The 20826-nt window shown below is 39.8% G+C and carries 12 protein-coding genes; 8 read left to right on the forward strand and 4 right to left on the reverse strand.

What is annotated here, in order from left to right; translation table 11 throughout:
- The first annotated feature begins 19 nt into the window (after nucleotides 1–19).
- The 8 genes from LZ23_RS18150 to LZ23_RS18185 all read left to right on the forward strand — a co-directional run bounded on the left by LZ23_RS18150 (nucleotide 20) and on the right by LZ23_RS18185 (nucleotide 10576).
- Nucleotides 20–1936 carry an ABC transporter ATP-binding protein gene (locus tag LZ23_RS18150; RefSeq protein ID WP_045216482.1) on the forward strand — a complete coding sequence of 639 codons (1917 nt, stop codon included), beginning with the start codon at nucleotides 20–22 and terminating at the stop codon, nucleotides 1934–1936.
- A 477-nt stretch (nucleotides 1937–2413) separates the two neighbouring features.
- A complete protein-coding gene (locus LZ23_RS22920) occupies nucleotides 2414–3064 on the forward strand; it encodes an acyltransferase (RefSeq protein WP_052507499.1) in 651 nt (216 codons plus the stop codon).
- A 1-nt stretch (nucleotide 3065) separates the two neighbouring features.
- A complete protein-coding gene (locus LZ23_RS22925; protein WP_052507500.1) occupies nucleotides 3066–4076 on the forward strand; it encodes a glycosyltransferase family 2 protein in 1011 nt (336 codons plus the stop codon).
- Nucleotides 4077–4109: 33 nt separating this feature from the next.
- Complete coding sequence (locus LZ23_RS22930; RefSeq protein WP_084591136.1) at nucleotides 4110–5033, forward strand: glycosyltransferase family 2 protein; 924 nt, start codon at nucleotides 4110–4112, stop codon at nucleotides 5031–5033.
- A 108-nt stretch (nucleotides 5034–5141) separates the two neighbouring features.
- Nucleotides 5142–6428, forward strand: a complete 1287-nt coding sequence (locus LZ23_RS18170) for an O-antigen ligase family protein (RefSeq protein ID WP_045216484.1) — start codon at nucleotides 5142–5144, stop codon at nucleotides 6426–6428.
- A gap of 9 nt (nucleotides 6429–6437) precedes the next feature.
- A complete protein-coding gene (locus tag LZ23_RS18175) occupies nucleotides 6438–7553 on the forward strand; it encodes a glycosyltransferase family 4 protein (RefSeq protein ID WP_045216485.1) in 1116 nt (371 codons plus the stop codon).
- Nucleotides 7543–8562, forward strand: coding sequence for a sulfotransferase family protein (locus LZ23_RS18180; RefSeq protein ID WP_045216487.1), 1020 nt, complete (start codon nucleotides 7543–7545; stop codon nucleotides 8560–8562). Before LZ23_RS18175 ends, LZ23_RS18180 begins: the two co-directional genes overlap by 11 nt.
- A gap of 61 nt (nucleotides 8563–8623) precedes the next feature.
- Nucleotides 8624–10576, forward strand: coding sequence for an alginate lyase family protein (locus tag LZ23_RS18185; protein WP_198146045.1), 1953 nt, complete (start codon nucleotides 8624–8626; stop codon nucleotides 10574–10576).
- 316 nt (nucleotides 10577–10892) lie between these two features.
- On the opposite strand, the gene LZ23_RS18190 is transcribed toward LZ23_RS18185, so the two are convergent.
- The 4 genes from LZ23_RS18190 to LZ23_RS18205 all read right to left on the reverse strand — a co-directional run bounded on the left by LZ23_RS18190 (nucleotide 10893) and on the right by LZ23_RS18205 (nucleotide 20697).
- Nucleotides 10893–11987: a glycosyltransferase gene (locus LZ23_RS18190; protein ID WP_045216488.1), complete on the reverse strand. Its 1095-nt coding sequence runs from the start codon at nucleotides 11985–11987 to the stop codon at nucleotides 10893–10895.
- 182 nt (nucleotides 11988–12169) lie between these two features.
- Nucleotides 12170–14101, reverse strand: coding sequence for a heparinase II/III domain-containing protein (locus tag LZ23_RS18195; protein ID WP_045216490.1), 1932 nt, complete (start codon nucleotides 14099–14101; stop codon nucleotides 12170–12172).
- A 20-nt stretch (nucleotides 14102–14121) separates the two neighbouring features.
- A complete protein-coding gene (locus LZ23_RS18200) occupies nucleotides 14122–15390 on the reverse strand; it encodes a glycosyltransferase (RefSeq protein WP_198146046.1) in 1269 nt (422 codons plus the stop codon).
- Nucleotides 15391–15594: 204 nt separating this feature from the next.
- Nucleotides 15595–20697 (reverse strand): right-handed parallel beta-helix repeat-containing protein, encoded by a 5103-nt coding sequence (locus LZ23_RS18205; RefSeq protein ID WP_045216493.1) that lies wholly within the window; start codon nucleotides 20695–20697, stop codon nucleotides 15595–15597.
- Nucleotides 20698–20826: the final 129 nt, after the last annotated feature.

The raw sequence follows: 20826 nt of genomic DNA on the forward strand, positions 1-20826 counted from the left end.
GTTACATCAATAAAATATTATGAAAACAACACGCAAAATACTTTTCCTTCTCAACCCCAGAGAACGTCGGCGAGGGACACTGGTGCTTGTCATGGTAATTACCATGTCGATTTTAGAAACAATTGGTGTAGCTTCGATCATGCCATTCCTAAGTGTGCTGGGCAATCCCGATATTGTTCACACCAACCAGTTACTATCCAATGTCTATTATGGCCTGAAGTTTGATTCCGTAGATACTTTCCTCATAATCTTGGGTGCCAGCGCCTTCATGGTAATTATTTTCTCATCCATATTTCGCATTTTAACTCACTACATCATGAATCGCTTCGCTCAAATGCGGCGACATAGCATAGGCAAACGTCTGCTTGAAACTTACTTACGCCAACCTTACTGGTTCTTTCTGGACAGACACAGCGGAGATTTGGCAAAAAATATCCTCTCAGAAGTAGACCAGGTCATCGGCAACATGTTTCAGCCGGGAATGCTGATGCTCGCTTACAGCGTGATTATTCTGGGCATAGTTGGAATGCTTATGTTCATAAGCCCGCTAATGACCACCTTAGTTATCCTGTTCATAGGCGGGATATACCTGATTATCTATCTCTCTGTACGCGGCATATTGGCCAGAAGTGGATTGGACAGAGCCAAAGCCAACCAGGAACGCTTCACAGCTGCCAGCGAAGCCTTGGGCGGGATCAAAGACATTAAGCTTCTGGGCCGTGAGCATGCCTATCTGTCCAGATTTAGCGGGCCATCCATCCGCCAGGCTAAGCATCAAGCCACTAACCTGACAATCAGTAAAGTTCCCAAGTTTGCCATCGAGGCAGTGGCCTTTGGCGGCATAGTCGCCCTGGTTTTGGCGCTCTTAGCTGCTCAGGGCGGGGCGACTGGAGATGCCTTAGGAGAAATTCTCCCCATGCTGGGCCTTTTTGCCTTTGCTGCTTATAAAACCTTGCCTGCAGCCCAGCACATTTTCCAGGGCTTTGCTCAACTGCGTTTCGGCATGGCTGCTTTGGATTCAATATGTGATGATCTTTATCAGCGAACGGCCTTGGTCGAGATATATAAAAAGGCTCCCCAGCCCCTGATCCCCTTGGATAAAATTATTCTCAGGGAGCTTACTTACACCTATCCCAATGCAGCCAAGCCTGCACTGAAAGACATTAACTTAACTATCCCTGCTGGTACATCAGTGGGCCTGGTCGGTTCCACAGGAGCAGGCAAAACCACTTTGGTGGATGTTCTGCTGGGACTTCTCAAGCCCCAGCAGGGCGAGTTATACGTCGATAATAATCCAATATTTGGAAACGAACATGCAAAACTCAAGCGCCAGGTCTTCATGCCCTGTGACTGCTCCAAGAAGCAGCACAGAAGGGCCCTTTTGACAGACAGGGGTTTCACCGAGTCTGCACACTCTAAGCTTAGATCCTGGCAACAGGCCCTTGGGTACGTTCCCCAGAATATCTTTCTGACTGACACTTCAATAGCTGAAAATATCGCCTTGGGCATAGCACAGGAAAACTTAGACATGGATCAGGTAAAAAAATGCGCACGCTTGGCCCAGGTGCACGATTTCATAATTAATGAACTATCTTGCGGATATGATACTCTGGTGGGTGAACGCGGAATACGTCTTTCTGGCGGACAACGCCAGCGCATAGGCATCGCACGCGCCCTGTACCACGACCCTCAGGTGCTGGTATTCGACGAAGCGACTTCCGCCCTGGATACTGTTACTGAGCGAGCAGTAATGCAGGCCATCGAACATATGCAGGGGACGCGGACCATCATTATTATAGCCCACCGCATGAGCACAGTTAAAAACTGCGATCAAATCTGTGTCCTGGAACATGGTAGCCTGGCTGCCCAGGGAACATATTGGCATCTGCTCAATAATAGTAATGACTTTCAAAAAATGGTAGCAGTAAACCAATAGGTGTTTCAACAAATGATATATAAGCCCTATATTAAGCAAATAAACGATAAAGAACAGGGAGCATTAAGCGTTTCTGAAAGCTTTAAAGTTGAGCTGTATGTCATAGCTATTTTGGGGTTAAAACCAGAATGTGACAGCTTGGCACCGCTCCCTGCCCGGAGGCATAAAACCCCGAGGGGGACTGTCACTTGCTTCCGAACAGTCCACAATTGACTTTTAGAAATGCGCAATGCTCCCAAAGAACAACCTGGAACTTAAACAATGGAATCACAATAACAGGCTGTACAGGGTTGGGAGCTGAAGTTACTGTTTAAGTAATAAAAATATAATCATAACATAATGACCATTTATAAATCAAGAAAGGATGACCATAACCATTGAAAAATTGTGGTAGTGGAAGTCGCGCTTTGGGCATTATTTAGGCTTAGGCACCTGATGGATAAACTTTGAACAGATGCACACTTCAAAGGAAAAGTAATGAATACAACTAATGCATACCTGAAAAAAATGAAAATAGCAAAATATTTACAAAAAATTTTTCTATTATTAAAAACAGGAAGCACAATTAAATTTGCTAACAAACCAATAAATCTAACTATAAAAAAACCAATAAATCTGGCCAATTCCGAAAGAATCTTTATCGGAGATAATGTAAATTTTGGACGAGGATGCACACTTTACGCAATAACAAATTATCCAACTCAAAAAATGAGTTCATCTAAATATAAACAAAAAATACAGATATTTAATCCCCTGCTAAAAATTGGCAACAACGTTACAGCGACAAGCAATGTGATGATTTCAGCAGTGAAAGAGATAATTATTGAGGATGATGTTATGCTCGCATCTAATATTTTTATTGGTGACCATCAGCATGGATATGATAATCCATATATACCATATAAATACCAACCAATATTCAGGATTGAACCAATAAAAATAAAAAAAGGGTGCTGGATCGGAAATAATTGTATTATTATGCCTGGCGTTACGATTGGAAAATACTCAATAATTGGTGCTAACAGTGTTGTAACTTATAGTATACCTGATCAATCTATAGCCTATGGCAGTCCTGCAAAAGTGATAAAGCGATGGGACGAGATGAAAAAAAAATGGATGGTGAAATAAGATGCTCAGTGATAAACCATTAGTCAGTATATTTACACCAGCATATAATTCAGAAAAATATATCTCTGAATGCATAGAAAGCGTTCTGATGCAAACATATGAAAACTGGGAATATACAATTGTCGATAATTGCAGCACTGATAATACTAAAAAAATAATCACAGAATATGTAAAAAAGGATAACAGGATTAAATTATATTCAAATAAATATTTTTTACCACAAATAAAAAACTGGAATAATGGATTAAAAAAAATAAATTTAGATAGCAAGTACTGTAAGGTTTTACATGCAGATGACTGGCTTTTCCCTGAATGTATAGAAATGATGGTAAAGGTTGGCGAAGGCAATACCAATGTTGGAATCATTAGTGCATATCGACTTGAAGAAGACAGAGTCACACTTAAAGGGTTAAGATACGACACAAATGTATTCAAAGGGCATGAAATATGCAGAAAACATTTACTCTCTGAAATTTTTGTTTTTGGTTCACCAACTGCGTTACTGATAAGAACAGATATAATAAAAAAATACAATTGCTTATACGATGAGGATGAAGTTCATGCTGATACATTTGCATGCTTAAAGATTCTTAAGGAATGGGACTTTGGTTTTGTACATCAGGTACTTACTTACACCAGAAGACATAACGAATCTGTTAGCAGTCATGTAAATCTATTTGATACAAAAGTCCTTGAAAGAATCAGAGCACTTGAAAAATTTGGTCAGTATTACCTAAGACCAAATGTACTGCAATATCATAAAACTAAAAGGTTACGAGGCTACCATAGGCTTCTGGCTAGAAGATTTTTTGAGTTAAGACCTCTTGATTATTGGAAATACCACCACAATGAACTTAACAGTATAGGATTAAGAGTTAACTGGGCTTTTGTGGGTATGTTAATCGCATTGCAGATATTTAGACCTATAGACACTTTTCCGCACATACGCAAAGGATGTGATAAAATATATCTCAAGCTCAAAAAAACAATAAAACCAAGAGTGTGGCATTAATACAATAATAAAAAATGGTAAAAATATAATACTATGTCAAACAACAATTTAGTTTCATGTATTATCACTACATATAATAGGTCAAACATTGTAATGGATGCTATAGAAAGCATCCTATGGCAAACCTATAAAAACTGGGAACTACTTATTGTAGATGACCAATCAACTGACAATACATGGGAAGTTATCAGGAAATATGAAAATAAAGACAGTCGCGTGCGATGTCTTAAAAATCCTAACAAAGGTGCCAACTTTGCTCGCAATTTAGGCATTGCCAATGCTGCGGGAAAGTACATTGCCTTTCTTGATGATGACGATATAAGCATGCAACATAGATTTGAGAGTCAGTATAATGCTATGCGCAATAGTGGTGCAAGATTCATTGTATCTTGGTATGAAATCAGGGACAGATCAAACGGAAAATTAATAAAAGTTGATAAGAAGGTACATAAAAGCTCAGAAGTAGGTTTTCCAAGCCGCTGGATGATTGAAAAGAGTTTACTTGAAGAAGTTGGGGGATTTAACCCAATAATGGTAGCAATGCAGGAAATCGAGTTGAGTTTTCGTTTGGCTCAAAAATATACTTTTGCCCATCATCATGAAGTTGTCTCTGTTATATATAACACTCCGGATTCTACTAGCAGCAACGATAAAGCAATTTTTGGAAAACTGCAATTACTGGATGAAGTAGGTAGTTTTATGCTGCCCGTTGAACGTGCTAACTGGAACTTACTGATTGCGTTGGACTTCTATAAAAAAGGCAACATAAAAAATGCAAAAAAGCACTTTAAGCATGCTGCCCATTTAAATTCAAACATTGTTACGAATGTTATATATTATTATTTTTTAATTATAAATCATAGCAAATCGATTTTATTTAAAAAATTAAATTGCAAAATTATAAAATATTTGAACCAAATATTTACACCATACTCAGTAAACCATAATATAGTTTAGTAATATTTCGATACTAATAAATACAAAATAATGATAAATACATATAATACTTCAAATACACTTAGTATTTATAATACAAAAAACATTAACAAGCTGATAGAGTATTATATGTTTTTTTTGATAATACTTATACCATTTACGCTTTCATTTGTTATACCACTGAACAACTTCTTATTGCTTGATTTTATCACACCTGTTTTGTTTTTATTTACCTTTGCTAAAGTTTTAAAACATGGCAATATGCTAATTCCACGACACTCTTTTCTGTTTTTTTCTGCCATACTTATATTAATACATGTCGCAATTATTCACTATATACTTAATCCTGTTTTCGGTAGTACATTTTTCGGTGGTGAATCAGGCATAAGACAATATTATTCAATTTTTACTGGAGTTTGTATATTTTTCCATAGTTTATGGGTCAGCAGATATTTCATTCCTATTGGCGATAATTTTTGGATGAAGTTTCTTCAGTGGCTGATTATTGCATGTGTAGCTTTTGGCATACTTAGAATCGTCTCTCATTTTTCTGGTTTTGACTTACCTTTTTGGGAAGGTCGCTTTGCCTATACTGCCATAAGCATAGATCCCGGGATGGGCGGTAGAATTGGCGGCCTGGCAGAACTTGGAACAGTCGGTCTGGCTGCATTACTGGCAGTTTACTATGATAATCGCTTTGATTTAAAATTTATCATAATCATTTCAATTTTTACTTTTTTTATTGTCATGAGTGGAGGCAGAGCAGCTTCTGTTGGTGCTTTTATTTGTGTTCTTATTTTCTTTTTTTTAATTCAAAAAAGTTTAGCAAGGTTTGCTTTTATCATAGCTATATTTTTTACCCTGATATTAAGTGCAACCATATTTGCACCTTTAGATGCCCAATTTAGCCGTATTTCTAATCTGGAAGGCGGCATGGAGGAGCTATCCCCACATCGCCATGCTTTCCAGCTTGCTTTACTTGATCATTTTTTAGAAAAGCCCTGGTTAGGTCAGGGAATTGGCACCAAGATACAGTTGATCGGTCCTGATGGTAATTATATTAGTTCTAATATAACATGGGGACATGGTACATATACAAGCATTTTAGCTATCTTTGGAATTTTGGGAGGGATATATTTATTTATTTTTTTGTTTGGATCAACAATTAAAATGTATTTTTTTAAAAGAAAATATATTAATCTTACCAATAATATCAATGACGGAATAATTATATTAATTTTTTGTATATTAAACTTAATAATATTATCAATCAGGTTTATTGCAGAAGGCAATGGATTTAATTTTCCAATACTTTTTTGCTTTGTAGGTTTGGGTATCGGCACAATATCAAAAATGGATCATTTGCTTAAGCACCCTAATAGTAATTACACAACAATTCAAATTATAAAAAAATAAATTATCTTTATGTCACCACAATATAAAATAATTATCACGTTTTCATCTTTTCAAGGACTTGGTGGTGTTGCCAATTACTATAAGATTCTTCTGCCTTACTTGGTTGATAAGCAGTTTTCTATAAAATATTTTGAATCTGGCTCAGTCAAAGGTAAAGGTAGATTTGCTCATTTCATAAGCGATCAGTTCAGATATAGACGATTACTAAAGACTAATGACATTCATTTAATACACATTAACCCTTCTCTAAATTTTAAAAGCTTCGTTCGTGACAGTTTGTTTATTTTACAGGCCAAAAAGAATGGTCTGCCTGTACTTGTTTTTTTTCGTGGCTGGGATGAATTATTTGCTAAATACATTGCTTCGTATTTTTTAAGTATTTTTGGCTATACGTTTGGAAAGGCTGATGCTTTTATCGTTTTGGCTTCCGAATTCAAGAAAAAGCTCAGGAAATGGGGAGTTACGGGTCCAATTTATTTGCAGACCACCACTGTAGATCCAGATCTTTTAAATGGATTTAACATTGAACAAAAAATGTTAAATCTTAAAGCCAATAAACTGTTAAGAGTACTTTACTTGGCTCGCATTGAAAAAGCCAAAGGAATTTTTGAAACTGTGGACGCAGTAAAATGCCTGGTTGACAAGGGGTTACAAATTAAACTTTCAATTGCTGGAGATGGCCCTGCACTTGAAAAGCTTCAGTCTTATGTTCAAGATCTGGAGCTGCCTCCTGGAACAATCAAATTTCTGGGATATGTCAGAGGTAATGACAAGGCTGTGGCTTTTAGTGAGCACGACCTTTACTGTTTTCCAACCTACTATGGTGAAGGCATGCCAAACTCAGTGCTGGAGGCCCTTGCTTTTGGCATGCCTGTCATTACTTGTCCTGTTGGAGGGCTGGTAGATATATTTCAGGACGGAGTTATGGGAGCGTTTGTGGCTCCAGGTGATGCTAATGCAATAGCTGATAAATTCCTGGCCTTTACTTCTGATCGAGAAGCTCTGGCTAAGATTTCGAAATTTAATCATAAATTCGCCCAAGAACACTTAATGGCCCCTAAAGTTGTTAAGAACTTACTGGAGATATACCGCAATACCCTGGAGGCAAGTACTGATGGACGATAACTCAGACGCTGGCAAACCTATTTTCATAGTCGGGACTCCCCGTTCCGGTACGACCCTCACCGCAAAAATATTAGGCAGACATTCTCGCCTTTTCATGCCTGGAGAGACTCATTTTTTCGAAGATATCTGGGCCAGGAGAAAGGATCTTGGCAGTAAGTTTGACCAGTCCTGCCGTCTTAAGATCCTGGAGAGGCTAAAGACATTGTATGCCCGTTATAACGAGCCTGATGATCAGGCCCTGGTTGAGGCTTTACTGGGTAATACCCAACTATGCAATAATATTATCAAAAGATGGAATTCTTATAAAGATGTTTTTTCTACCTTCATGGAAATGCAAATGCTTCATGAAGGCCAGAAACGCTGGGGGAATAATACACCTAAAGACATTTTTTATGTTCAAACAATAATAGAATTTTTTCCTCAAGCCAAAATTCTTGTCTGTGTACGAGATGTGCGTGATTTTTTGTTGTCGTACCAGGGAAAATGGCGTGCTACAGCCCCGGAAGAGGTTGAACGGCTGAAAAAACTCTACCATCCCCTGATAACTTCTCTACTCTGGAAATCCAGTGTAAATCTGCTGCCAGGCATTAAAAATATAGTTGCTCAGGAAAACTTACACATTATTCGCTATGAAGACCTGGTAACTGAGCCTGAGAATACAATGAGAGAGGTATGTGTCAAGATTGGAGAGGAATTTGAACAGGAAATGCTCGATGTTGGAACCTATGGCAGTGCTTACGGGGATAAGGGAAAGGGAATTTTTGCTACCTCTGTAGGACGATGGAAAACTCAGTTGAGCAAGGAAGAGACCTGGATTGCTCAAAAAATATGCAGGACAGAGATGGACTATCTTGGGTATGAAATGGCTCAAACAAAAAAAAACTATTTGAGAGTACTCGGGCTTTATACCAGCGCTCCAATAGCACTTTTCAGGGGGCTTTACGCCAACCGTCACAAGCGCGGTCCGTTTATTCCCTATCTTGCCCGGCGTCTTATGTTATTTCGATAGCATTAGCTTTTACCAGCAGTTTAGCACTGAACATGATACCTTCACTTATACTGGTTGTAAAATGAACATCCCCTGGCTCTTGCACCGTCTTTCCAAAATGCCCTTGTCTGAGATACCGTGGCGGCTTCTGGAAAAATCCAAAAAGATTATTGACCGACGAAAGGTATTTGCCTGTCCAGACAGCAACGCCAGTTTTGACAGCAAAATTTTTCAGCTTTGCGCAAACGCCGAGGTCGGTAGGTTACAGGAACTTTTTCCTGAAAGCCTTAATGTTAACTTCTCAGTGGCCCGCGCTTCTATGGAGAACCGGTACCAGGCTTTTGGGGTTGCGATTGCCTTCCAGGACGAGATTCAGTGGCATCTTGATCCCATAACCAAAAAGGCCTGGCCGAACAAATTCTGGGGGGATATTAACTATCGGGACAAAAATTTTGGTGGGGTTAAGTTCGTCTGGGAGTTCAATCGGTTGTACTGTCTGTTTGCCCTGGGTTTATCCTACCGCATTACCAGGGAAATGCAATACGCGCACAAAATTCTGGAAATAGTTGCATCATGGTTAAAAGGTAATCCCTACCCCATGGGCGTTAACTGGTCCAGTGGTATTGAAAGTGGTGTGAGACTGGCCAACCTGGTTTGGGCCCTCAGTTTTCTGCATGATTACCCATTTTCCAAGGCACAACTGGAATCCATCAACAGTTTTGTCTGGCTGCATGCCATTCGTCTGCACAGATATCCTTCCAGGCATTCCTCGGCAAACAATCATCTGTTGGCTGAAGGTTTCGGGCTGTTCGCGGCTGGCCTGTATTTCCCCAATATGCCCGAGGCAAATTCATGGCTAAAACAGGGAAGGCAGATACTGGACGCGGAGGCAGGCCGTCAGATCCTGCCGGATGGTGGTAGTTTTGAATACTCCACCACTTATCTTTCCTTTGTCTTTGATTTTTTTCTGCTCTACCGGCATATGTGTCTGCTCTGCGGGCTAAGTTACAGCCCGGTGGTGGATGAGCGTCTTGAAAAGGCCTGTTTGTTCATCCATTCCATAATGGACAAGGACGACAACCTGCCCAATATCGGGGATCAGGACAGCGCCGTCCTGGTCAATTTTGGCCTTAGCAATACCCGGAATTTTAGTTCTATTCTTAATACCTGCGCAGTCTTGTTCAAGGCGCCTGAACTGGCCACTGATCAGCCAGATTTAAAGACATGGCTTCTTACCGGGCAGATACCGCAACCAGCCCCAAACCGCCAATTACTGAACAGGCCTGAATACTGGCTGCATGAACATAGCGGACTGGCGGTAATAAAGGATGAAGTCCAGGCCAAAGAAGTGCTTTTTGTGGGCAATGCCACGCCACTGGGGCTGGCTCCTCTGTACGCCCATGGCCACCTGGATGCCCTTTCCTTCACCCTTTCTGTGAATGGCATGGAATTATTGGTTGACCCAGGGACCTATCTTTATCACGGCGGAGGCAACTGGAGGGAATATTTCAGATCCACTGCCGCGCATAACACCATCCGCCTTAATCAGCAGGAACTTTCCAGACAAACAGGGGATTTTATGTTTGGCAGGCCCTACCGCATTACTGAAAACAGCCTGCAGGAACAAGGCGGCCGCATAATATGGTCGGCCAGCCATGACGCGTTTCTCAAAAATAATCCCCAGGCCCAGGTAGTGCGAAAGGTTGTCTGGGACAGAAGCAGCGCATCATTTACCATTGCCGACCAGATAGAGGCCAGAGGTAATTGTTTTGTTGAGCTTTTTTTTCATTGCCATCCTGAGTGTCTTGTAGTTGCCATTGACAATGGGCTTGCCATTGCCAGAGGGGTGGTCAGGCTCGACCTTCTGATCGATCCTGTTATGGAGGTCCAGATTTTGCGTGGATCACAATTTCCCATGGCTGGATGGTATTCTCCTGGTTTCAATGAAATTAAGGAATGCGTGACCATGCGTTTTTATGGAACATTGCCAGGAAAATCTGAGATTCTGACCTGTATGAAAGTCGCCTTTGGCTGATCATGCAAGTTCAAGGCTGTACAGGCACTGAATTACAAGGCCAGAAGTTTGGACCTGAACCTGCCTGTCATGAGCGGTATTCTTCCCAGCAACAATCTTCAGTTGAAGCGGATGTTTGCGTAAACCCGGATGTGATCAATGAGATGAACGATGAGTCGACCATGAACTAAATCATGGAATACATGGCCCTGGGCTGACCCATTGTCCAGTTATTGTCTGACCTGAGTTTAACTGTTAAACTTAAGTCTATGGAGCCATCTTACATACAATAATGCTGTGCAAAAAAATGCATCCAATTGATCTATCCGTGATACGTCTATAATATTTTGCTGGGAGATCTGACCGACAACAAGCTTAAATATTTTTCAGCGATATGTTCAATAGAAAAATCTTTTGCACGTAAGCGCAGGGAGCTAGAATCAACTGGATTAACAAGAGTAGAAAGAATCGCATCAGCTAAAGCATTTGGGTCTCCGACAGGAACTAATTTCCCATAATTGCCATTATCCAATATCTCCTTTGGCCCGCCTGGGCAGCGGGTAGATACAACTGGTATGCCAAGAGCTAAGGCTTCAATGAGTACGTTTCCAAACCCCTCAAAAACTGATGAAAGAACAAACAGCTCAGCCCCTTGATAAACTGAAAATGGATTGTCGAGATAACCAGGTAGATGCACTCGTCCGCTTAAATTAAGCTCAAGTACAAGACTTTCTATTTCTTTTCTTTTAGGCCCATCGCCTAAAATAACAAGGTCTAAATCACAATACCCAGCAATTTGAGCAAAAGCTTTGAGCAATGTTGGGTAATCCTTCTGGTAAATCAAACGGCCAACTGACAGTATATATTGCTTACCTTCCAACCAGGAAGGCTTAGTTTCTATAGCTTGCTGATGTATCCATTGCAGATCCACTGGATTATGCAAAACATGAATGCGCTTTCTGCTTGCCTTAAAACGATTTACTAGTTCGGATTTAACATCTTCTGATACAGCAATTGTAGCCCCAGTGATCCTGGTTAGAAAAAAAGAAAGCACATAAGTAAGCCTGCCACCAGTTTTAGCTGATGGTTCGTATAAATTCTCATAAGAAATAATTAAATTTTTCCATGAAATGCAGAAAATTGTTGAAAATAAAACTTTAATATTTGAAAGTCCAACTCGTGCAAAAATAATATCAGGCTTTATATTTTTAATATGTTTGCGTAATGAAAAAATATGATCAAAGTGTTTACTTCCATTAAGGCTTATAATTTTTACATCATCAAGTAATGATTTTTTATTAGGGCCTGATGGATTATCTACAACAATTGATACTTTATGACCAAGACGTGTGAATTCATTTGCAACTAAAACGCTGTTGCGCTCAGCTCCACCACCTGCAAAGGAAGGCATATAAAATACAATCTTTAGCATATTATTATTTGTTTTGTTGATAGTAATAGTTTCGCATTTTTTAGGATAGCAGAGGACAGGCACCCCAGCACTTATTTTTTGCCGTAATAATCATTATTTAAAAAATAAGGACTGAGAGAACCAGTTCCCGTGTCACATGCAAAGGGCTAAACTATTACTGTAGATAAAAAATAAGTATCATACTAATCCAATAAACTTATTTGCCAGTGACGTGTATATTGAGATTTTGAAGTAGAATAATCAACTGCTACAAGCCTACAAGAATCTTCTAATTTACCATATTCAGGTGAATAAAGGCTCTTCTCAATTTTAAATTCTGGCAATCCATTTATACTGAAAGCAATATCGCCATTCAAGACACAACTATTATTTACATTAAAGTCAGGATGTATATTCAAAAACCACTTGATACGATAAGAATTATTATTATGTATAGAATCAATTATATTTATAGTTTTTGTAGTAATATCTATTGACATCGTGCGTTGAACATTGACAATCTTATTATTATCAATCAATTTCATTGTTCCTGTAACAGATACATTATTATAATCAATCAATTTAGCTTCTGCATGATTTTTAGTATTGAACATACCAACAATTTGCATCTGAACAATATCATTTAATTTAAAAGTGTTATGCGATCTGTCATCACGCAATATGTTTCGCTCATGAATATAGTGATAAGAGTAAGATCCTGAATCAACAAATACAGGACTTTCATTAATAAATATAGAAAATGATAGTAAATCACAATGAACATGAGGGGCATAGCCTGGTAAATGTGGAAAATCCATTTTTCCAGCACGAAAATAGACTATAACAGGCATTGCACCGAAAAATCCATGCCAGCACCAATGTCCACTATCTGGAAGCACTCTTGGTTCAAACAGTTTAATTGGTGAAAAAGAAGAATTTAAAGTTTTATACATATCAAGTGCTTCAGTCATATCATCTGGCCTAGCAAACGGTTTAGTAGTAAAACAATGACCATTATCTTCATCTCCTACTAAAAGAAAAGTATTATCATTGATCTTTAAAGCATCCAAAGCACTCAGATGCTTATCGGCTATTTTAATCAATGAACTACGAAAATCATGATCTCTGCTTGTTAAAGCAGTGATTAGCAAACCTTCGAGAGTAAAGCGTTGGTAGTTAGTTGACTGCTCAACATTCATGCCGTCATTATAAGTCTGAAATAATATTTCCTCTAACAATAATGATTTTAAAGAGTCTAAAGACCTCTCGGTATCTACATCGGATACATGCTTAACAAAAGATGAAGAGATTAGCAGTCCACATATTTCTATAATTGTATGATTATTACGTAACTTGATATTTCCTGAATTTTGTGGAATATTAATTGATAAATTATCTTCTAAATACTTATGATGCTGAATTATACCCTTCATCACATAAATTATATTTTTGGTACCAGCAGAAGAACTATTTTGTATTAATGAAACTGCAAATATCCAATTGATAAGACGTATTGAAACCTCCATTGAGCTAGCCCAATTGAGTGTATAATAGACAGGATTTTGATCAATCCAGCTTGTTATATGATCAAGTATTGTTTTAGCATAAAGTTCATTTTCTGTAATTTTCCAGGCTAACCCTAAAAGAATTAAATGGTGATGCCTATTGAGTTCCCAAATATGTCGGTAATCTCCTCGCAGAGGAGAATTATCTGGAAAGCGATACCAGCGGACAAACTTACGTGGCCAAACACCTGAGCCAGTCAGGTCAGTGCTCCAGTCTATTGAACGGCCTAATTCATAATTTTTTGTATAAATATAAAACTTTCCATTACAAGCATCGTCAGCTGCCTGCAATAATGCATTTTTAGAGCTACTGTTTTTCTTTAAATCTTGTATCCTACTTGTTATGTATCTCATAACATTCCTATCATTACAAAGTAACCAGTTATCAATATTATTTTTTAATAAATTTTCATTATTAATACATAGATTATTTATATTATAATAATCTAACTTTTTTATTTTTCTTTTTTTTCTAAACATTCTGAAGATTTTACAGGTTAAAAGAAATGCACCAGTTAAAATTTGAAAAACATTACGTTCGCGTAATTTTATTAAATAGTAATTATTCATGATTTAATATACTTTTAATATCATGCTTTATCTAAAACATTTTCCAGCATATTTGCAAGATTTTTACGATCAAATAAGATTAAATCATCTACTGCAACTTGCTTGTGTATGCCATTTTGATAGTTCAACCAAGACTGATATATAGATTTGTAAATTCCTTCTTCATCATTATGATTAACTATATCACCAAGGTCGTATCCTTTAACGATTTCAGCTGCTGCACTATCATTTGAATCAAGAAGCAACATACGATTCCTGCTTCCCCAATATTCATAAACCTTGCCTGGAATTAGTGTTTTTATATTATAATTGATTGCTACTGGCACATGAGATCGCATCAAAACCTCTAAATATTCTTTACGAGGTAAGTATTCTTTTATATGTACGTACTCTGATATTCCACACCTCTGAATGGCAAGCCACTGATCAGTCGGGACGCGACCAATAATCATAAATTTAAAGTTTTGAGCAAAATTTGTGTTGTTATTTACCAATTTACGAATAGCTTTAAACAAACTTGACAAGTCACGCCTTGATGAAAAGACACCTGCATGCACAAGAGTAAATTTTTGAAATTTTTCAATAGTTTCTTCCCAGAATGGTAAATATTCATCTACATCACAGCCATTTGGAATATAATTAATGCGGTCTGCAACTTGAGGATATTTCTCCTGGTATGAATCCTGACTTTTTTTTGTCACAGTAATCACCTGGTCAGCTGCTTGTATACATTTGGCTTCCATACGCCTTTCTAAAGGCAACCGAAATCGCTTTATGCCACTATAACGCTCAGGAACTATCCAGTCATCTTTGATGTCCAGGACAAGGGGGAGACCGGTTTCTACTTTAAGCCTTACTGCTGAAAGCAAAGTCGAGAAGGGAGGCGCAGTGGCATAAATGACATCGTATTTTTTTTGGGCTAAAAGTTTGCGGGCTGCAACAAGTAAATGTCGACTCCACAATAGGTTGTCATCGGGAACAAGAATATACTTGTCTGCTGGCTTGGCCAGCACCAGCATTGTCTTACGAAGGATATTGCGTAGCAAACCTTTGAACAATGATGGCATTCTGAATTCCCTTGTGTTTGTCCTAACAATATCTGTATTCTCAGGGACTTCTTCAAGGCTGAAAGCAGAATTGCGACCAACAAGCAGTAAGTCAAGATCATCGCGCAAAGTCAAAACCGTTGGCGTCCACCTAGATTGATTCTGAGATAGATACTTTAAAAACTTAACTAACCGTATTGATCCACCAACAGTGCCATATGGGGGAAAAACATGTGTAATCATTAGTACTCGTTTCATGTTTTCTTTATAAAACCTTAAATTGATTAGTCATTTGGTATTAGTTTAGCCCTTTTCTAAGGTAAACAGGGGACAGGCACCCCAGCCCTTGTTTTTTGTTGATCTAAAACACAGACTTAATAAAACAAGGACTGGGAGAGCCAATCCCCGTGCCACATGCAAATGGCTAAACTGTTACGTCATTTTTTGTTATTTATATTGAATTACCCCGATATCTGGCGCCGCATCATAGTATAACAAGCTCACACCTTGATTTTCATAAAAATAAATTGGAATATTTACATACAGGATATTAGACTCATAATCTATTCCAACTACCTGCAACTTCTCACTATAACCCTCAAGCTTAATATGGTCACCTTCGATTAAGCCCCAGCCATCTGTAAAAAAATGAGCATCATCAACTGGTATGGTTGTAGTGTTATTGCCACTCGAAATTGTTCTGGCTATAAAAGCACCTGCGTTTATACATGGACTTCCAGCTTCAAGGTTGAAATCAGGGTATCCTTTATTTAAAGGATTTAATAACAAATGATCTGCATCAACGAACATTGGATCACCTGCTTCATGATTATTTTCTATTACTGAATTTACAGGGTAATCTTGTTCTACTATACTTTTATCATTTTTGTTTAAATAAAAGATGTTATTTTTTACTACTGTTCCTTCTATAGAGCCGGCAATCAAAAGTCCAGCTTCTCTGCCAGTAGGACCAGAAATATTTGAATATCCATTATAGAAAAAATTATTATGAAATATATAATTATTGCCAAGAAATTCTGCAGAGTGCCTGGGAGTAGTATGCAGGTGAATACCAGGGCCTTTGCTATCATAAAAGTGATTGCTACGAATAATATTATTATTCGAGGTCAGTTGTATTCCTGCCGAGAAGTCAGTATCGTTAGGAACTCCTGTGGCAGCAAAACGATTCCCCTCTACTAAATTCCAGGCACCACCACCATCAGCTCTAATTTCCATTATTCTATTACCATATAACGTCCCTTGATCTTCATACCATTCTTCATTATGGAAGTAGTTATTACGTACAATATTGTATTTGCTGTTTAGAACAATAACTGCATGTCCACCATGGTAAAAATAGCTATTTTCTATTAAATTATGTGAGTTGTTTCCTGCAGGAATTGCTCCTATCACAATCATATCTCCACGATCAACTGGCCTGTCAGTATGAGATGCAACAAAATCACCATATTTACCCATCGTACAACCGCTAATTGTATTATAACTTGAGTTCTCACCAATCCAAAACCCTCTCCATCTTTCAAATGTACGCATATTTTTAAATATACAATTTTTGATTAAATTATGGTTACCATTAATAATCCTACCAAAAACATCAATATTATAGAATAGTATGCCTTGTATAGATATATACGATCTGTTATTTAAATCAACAGCTAAATAGGTTTCGGTTATTATAACTATTTCTTCATTATAATTTTTGTATGTAATTCTGCTGTTCTCGCTGCCGCTATTTTCTGGCGCTATCTGCTGGTCGACATATATACCCTCTCGTATATAAACTAAATCACCGGCTTTTAATACTGCATTGGCCTTAGTGATCGTTTGCCAGGGCTGATCCTTTGTGCCAGGGCTGGAATCATCCCCATTAGAAGATACATAGTACACATTACCATATTGCCATTTTTCATTTTCAGGTTCAGCAGGACTTAACCCCAAGCTTCCCACAGACCACCAGGCCAGGTCAATGCTGTCTCCAGGCTTACGCAAGTACACCTGCAATCCTGCACCACCTATTAATCGGCCTTGAATTGGGTCCTGCCATTCAAGCATCCAGCTTTCCGGCTCCTGATGACCATGTAGCCATGTTTTGGCCTTAACCATATATGAACCGGCATCCATACGCCCGCGTACCCATATCCAGTCGTTAACTGTGTCTGTTGTCAGATTATGATTTATGTTTCCGGCATTGGATATCTCATTGCCTAAGACTTGCCTTCCGCGTATTTCATTTTGATTATTGCGAAGACCTGCTGCATAAGTTTCAAATTCGCCTTCACCGCTCATGCGTAAACAACCCAGAAGTTCTGTATCTCTTGCGTGGCTGCGCCTGAACAGGTAGAGAAATTCTATCTCCTCAAGATCAGTTGGAGCTTCAGTCCACAATAACCAGCGGTCAGCACCGCTGTTATATTCACTTGTTACATCCGTGGTAAAGCGTAACACCTTCGAACCAACAGGTGTACTCATTCCAATAATGCCTGTGTCCACACCAAGCTCATTAGATCCGGAACGACGCTGGACCAGACTGTTTCCAACTGGATTATGTCCTGACTCAAAGGCATTAGGATCAAACACAAAAATCTGGGGTTCAGGCTCTGCCTCCACATATTCAAAAGTGGCTGTAACCAGCTTATGTTGATCCATAACCAGGGTTATCGTTGGATCGGTACTTGCAAAATCACCACTCCACCCGGAAAATACCCATTGATCGTCTGGTTCTGCCAGGAGTTGTACTGACTCATCCTGCTCATAAAATGACAAGTCCGGAGTTACGATCACTGCACCTTCACCAACTACCACAACTTCAAGTCCAAAAAGTTCAACTGGCTCTGGCTCCGGCTCAGGCTCAGGAGCTGTTACTGGAAGCTCTTCAGGCTCCAGCGCCCCAAATCCTCCGACTCCCACCGACCACCACGCCAGATCTACAACATCCCCTGGAGTGCGCAGGTAAACCTGCAGCCCTGCTCCGCCACTGCTTATACTCTGGTCCGGGTCGCTCCATTCAAGCATCCATTCTGACGGCTCAGCATTTCCATGCTGCCAGGTTCTGGCCTTGACGATGTATGAGCCAGCTTCCATGTGCCCTCGCACCCATATCCAGTCGTTTACTGTGTCTGTTGCCAGGCCATGATTCACATTTCCTGCATTGGATATATTGCCATCCACCACCCGGCGCCCCCTGATCTCCTGTGCGTTATTGCGCAGGCCCGCACAATAGGTGTTTAAACCTTCCTGAGCACTCAAACGCATACAGCCGAGAAGTTCACTATCCCTGGCGTTGTTTCTTCGGAACAGATACAAATACTCCAATTCTACCTGATCAGGCACTTCGTTCCACCACAGCCAGCGGTCAGCGCCATTGCCATAATTAGATGTTTCACCAGTTGTAAAACGCATCACCTGATTGCCCACCGGACTGGCTGACTCAACTATGCCTGTACCGGTACCAAAATCCAGGGAGCCTTCATTGCGGTGCAGAAAAACATCTCCCACCGGATTATAACCAGCTTGATAGGAGCCTGGATCAAAAACAAAAAATTCTTCTACCGGTTCGGGAACAGGTTCCATATATTCAAAACCGGCTGTGATAATGTAATCTGAATACATCTCGATCTGAACCGGAGAGTCAGTTCCAGAAAGATCTCCTCCCCAGCCTGTAAATATCCAGTTTTCATCAGCCAGAGCCGATATTGAAACCCTGTCTCCCCAGTCATACTGTTCCTTGTCCGGAGCAAGTTCCACCCTGCCCTGACCTGATATCTGAATGGTCAGTTCCCAGACAGGGGGTTCAGGTTCTGCAGGAGGCTCAGGCAGCACCGGTTCAATGAGTTTGAGTTCATGAGGATAACTGGCAGTCTCCATGGTGCTGGTAAACTCTACTGCACCAAGGTCAGGTCCAGTCCCCCAGGGTCTGGACTGGCTGTAAAAATCATCAGCTACAACAACGTTTGTAAACTGTCCTATATTTAGAAATGGTGCATTTTGTGGGGGAAAAAACATGTATTCATCTTTTTGCCAGATTGAAGTGCCTCTAATTGAGTCCATTTCAAGCCCGCTTTGGGTCTGAAAGTCATTCAAGCTCGTGGTAAGTCTTGGAAAACCCAGTTCATCAAACCAAAAATTAAAAATTTCGTCCTGACTCAGATAGGCATTGCCTTGAGAAGTATTGTTCCGTGTTATAAAATGTGGATCGTAAAGCCCCAGATCAATCATCAGGCTGTCACTGAAAATATTGCTGGAAATGGTATTGTTGTTGTTTCCCGGGCTTCCAGCACTGCTGTCCATGAACTGAATCCCATAATAACTGGAGTGAATGGTATTAAAAAATACATGAGAATTGCTTATATAATCAGCACCTACAGCATAAATATTTCGACTGAAAATACTGTTCCCCAAATACAGTTCCCTGCTTCCTCTGGCGAAAACCCCCAAAACATTGTCAGCTACATAGGATTTTTTTATGGAGATCATCTCACATTCTGAGTCCAATACTATCCCGAACATATGATTGCGCCAGGCCAGATGACGTTCAATATCCACCCTGCTGCAATCCCCGGACAGGCTGATACCGCCTGGATTAAGACTGAAATGAAAACCTCTGGTATTGTTAATGCTGGTTTCATTGCCCATGAGACTGACATTTCTTACATACTGATCCGTTTTCATGCCACCTGGCATATATATTCCGGCCATTCCATTGAGCAGAAACGTATTATCCATTATCTGATGGTTCGTTCCTGATATGGAAAGGCCTGACATATCAGCCAAAAAAAAGTAGTTGTCCTTGAGTTGCCAGTTATCTCCACCAACATTAACCATGGATACGCTGTCTCCTGTTGTTCCTGTGCTGGAATGAGCAAATATTAGCCCCTGAAAAATTATATGGTCCAGGGTATTGGGTGCCACCAGAAATGGACGCACAGAAGCCTCCATAACCTGCTCATTGGGAGAAGAGCCATCAGGAAGCCACGCGTAAAGAGCTCCCATTTGCGTATCATACCAGAATGAACCAGGAAACATGTCAGAAAGATCAGACCCGATTATAGGCAAAGCCTGACCTGCTTCCAGTTCAAGACTGTGATATAGGCTGTTAGGGCCTATTTGCTGCAGTTGAATGCCCCCAGCAAACAATTGCTGGCTGTTGTGTTCCCAGCCGTGCCTGACCCATGTCTGATCAAAGGCATTCTCCCAGCCTGTAACAATGTCTGATCCCATGACAAAAACTGATCCAGGCGTCTCTGCCTTTAGAGTAATGTACTGGTCAGGCAAACCTCCCCTGACCAGTTCCATGACTTCACGGTATACTCCAGGTCCAATAATTACTGAATCTCCAGGCATGGCCCTTCTAAGTCCCTCGCTGATAGTCTTGAGCGGCTGCTCAGATGTTCCGGGATTATTGTCATCTGCCCAGAAATCATATCCGCTGACATGATATTGCGAGGCCATTACCGCAGAATACAATCCGGACAAAAGAACCATAAACAGCCAGATAGTAGCGCTACCGATAATTTTACTTAAGGTATTCATTGTATTATCCTGCCTGGAATTCAGTTTGTAATATTTTTGGGAGCATTGCGCGTTTCTAAAACTTTAATTTTGAGTTCTATGTCATAGCTATTTAGATGTTAAACCCGATTATAACGGCCTGGCTCGGCT

Origin of the sequence: Desulfonatronovibrio magnus (assembly GCF_000934755.1) — a bacterium.
Lineage (GTDB): Bacteria > Desulfobacterota > Desulfovibrionia > Desulfovibrionales > Desulfonatronovibrionaceae > Desulfonatronovibrio > Desulfonatronovibrio magnus.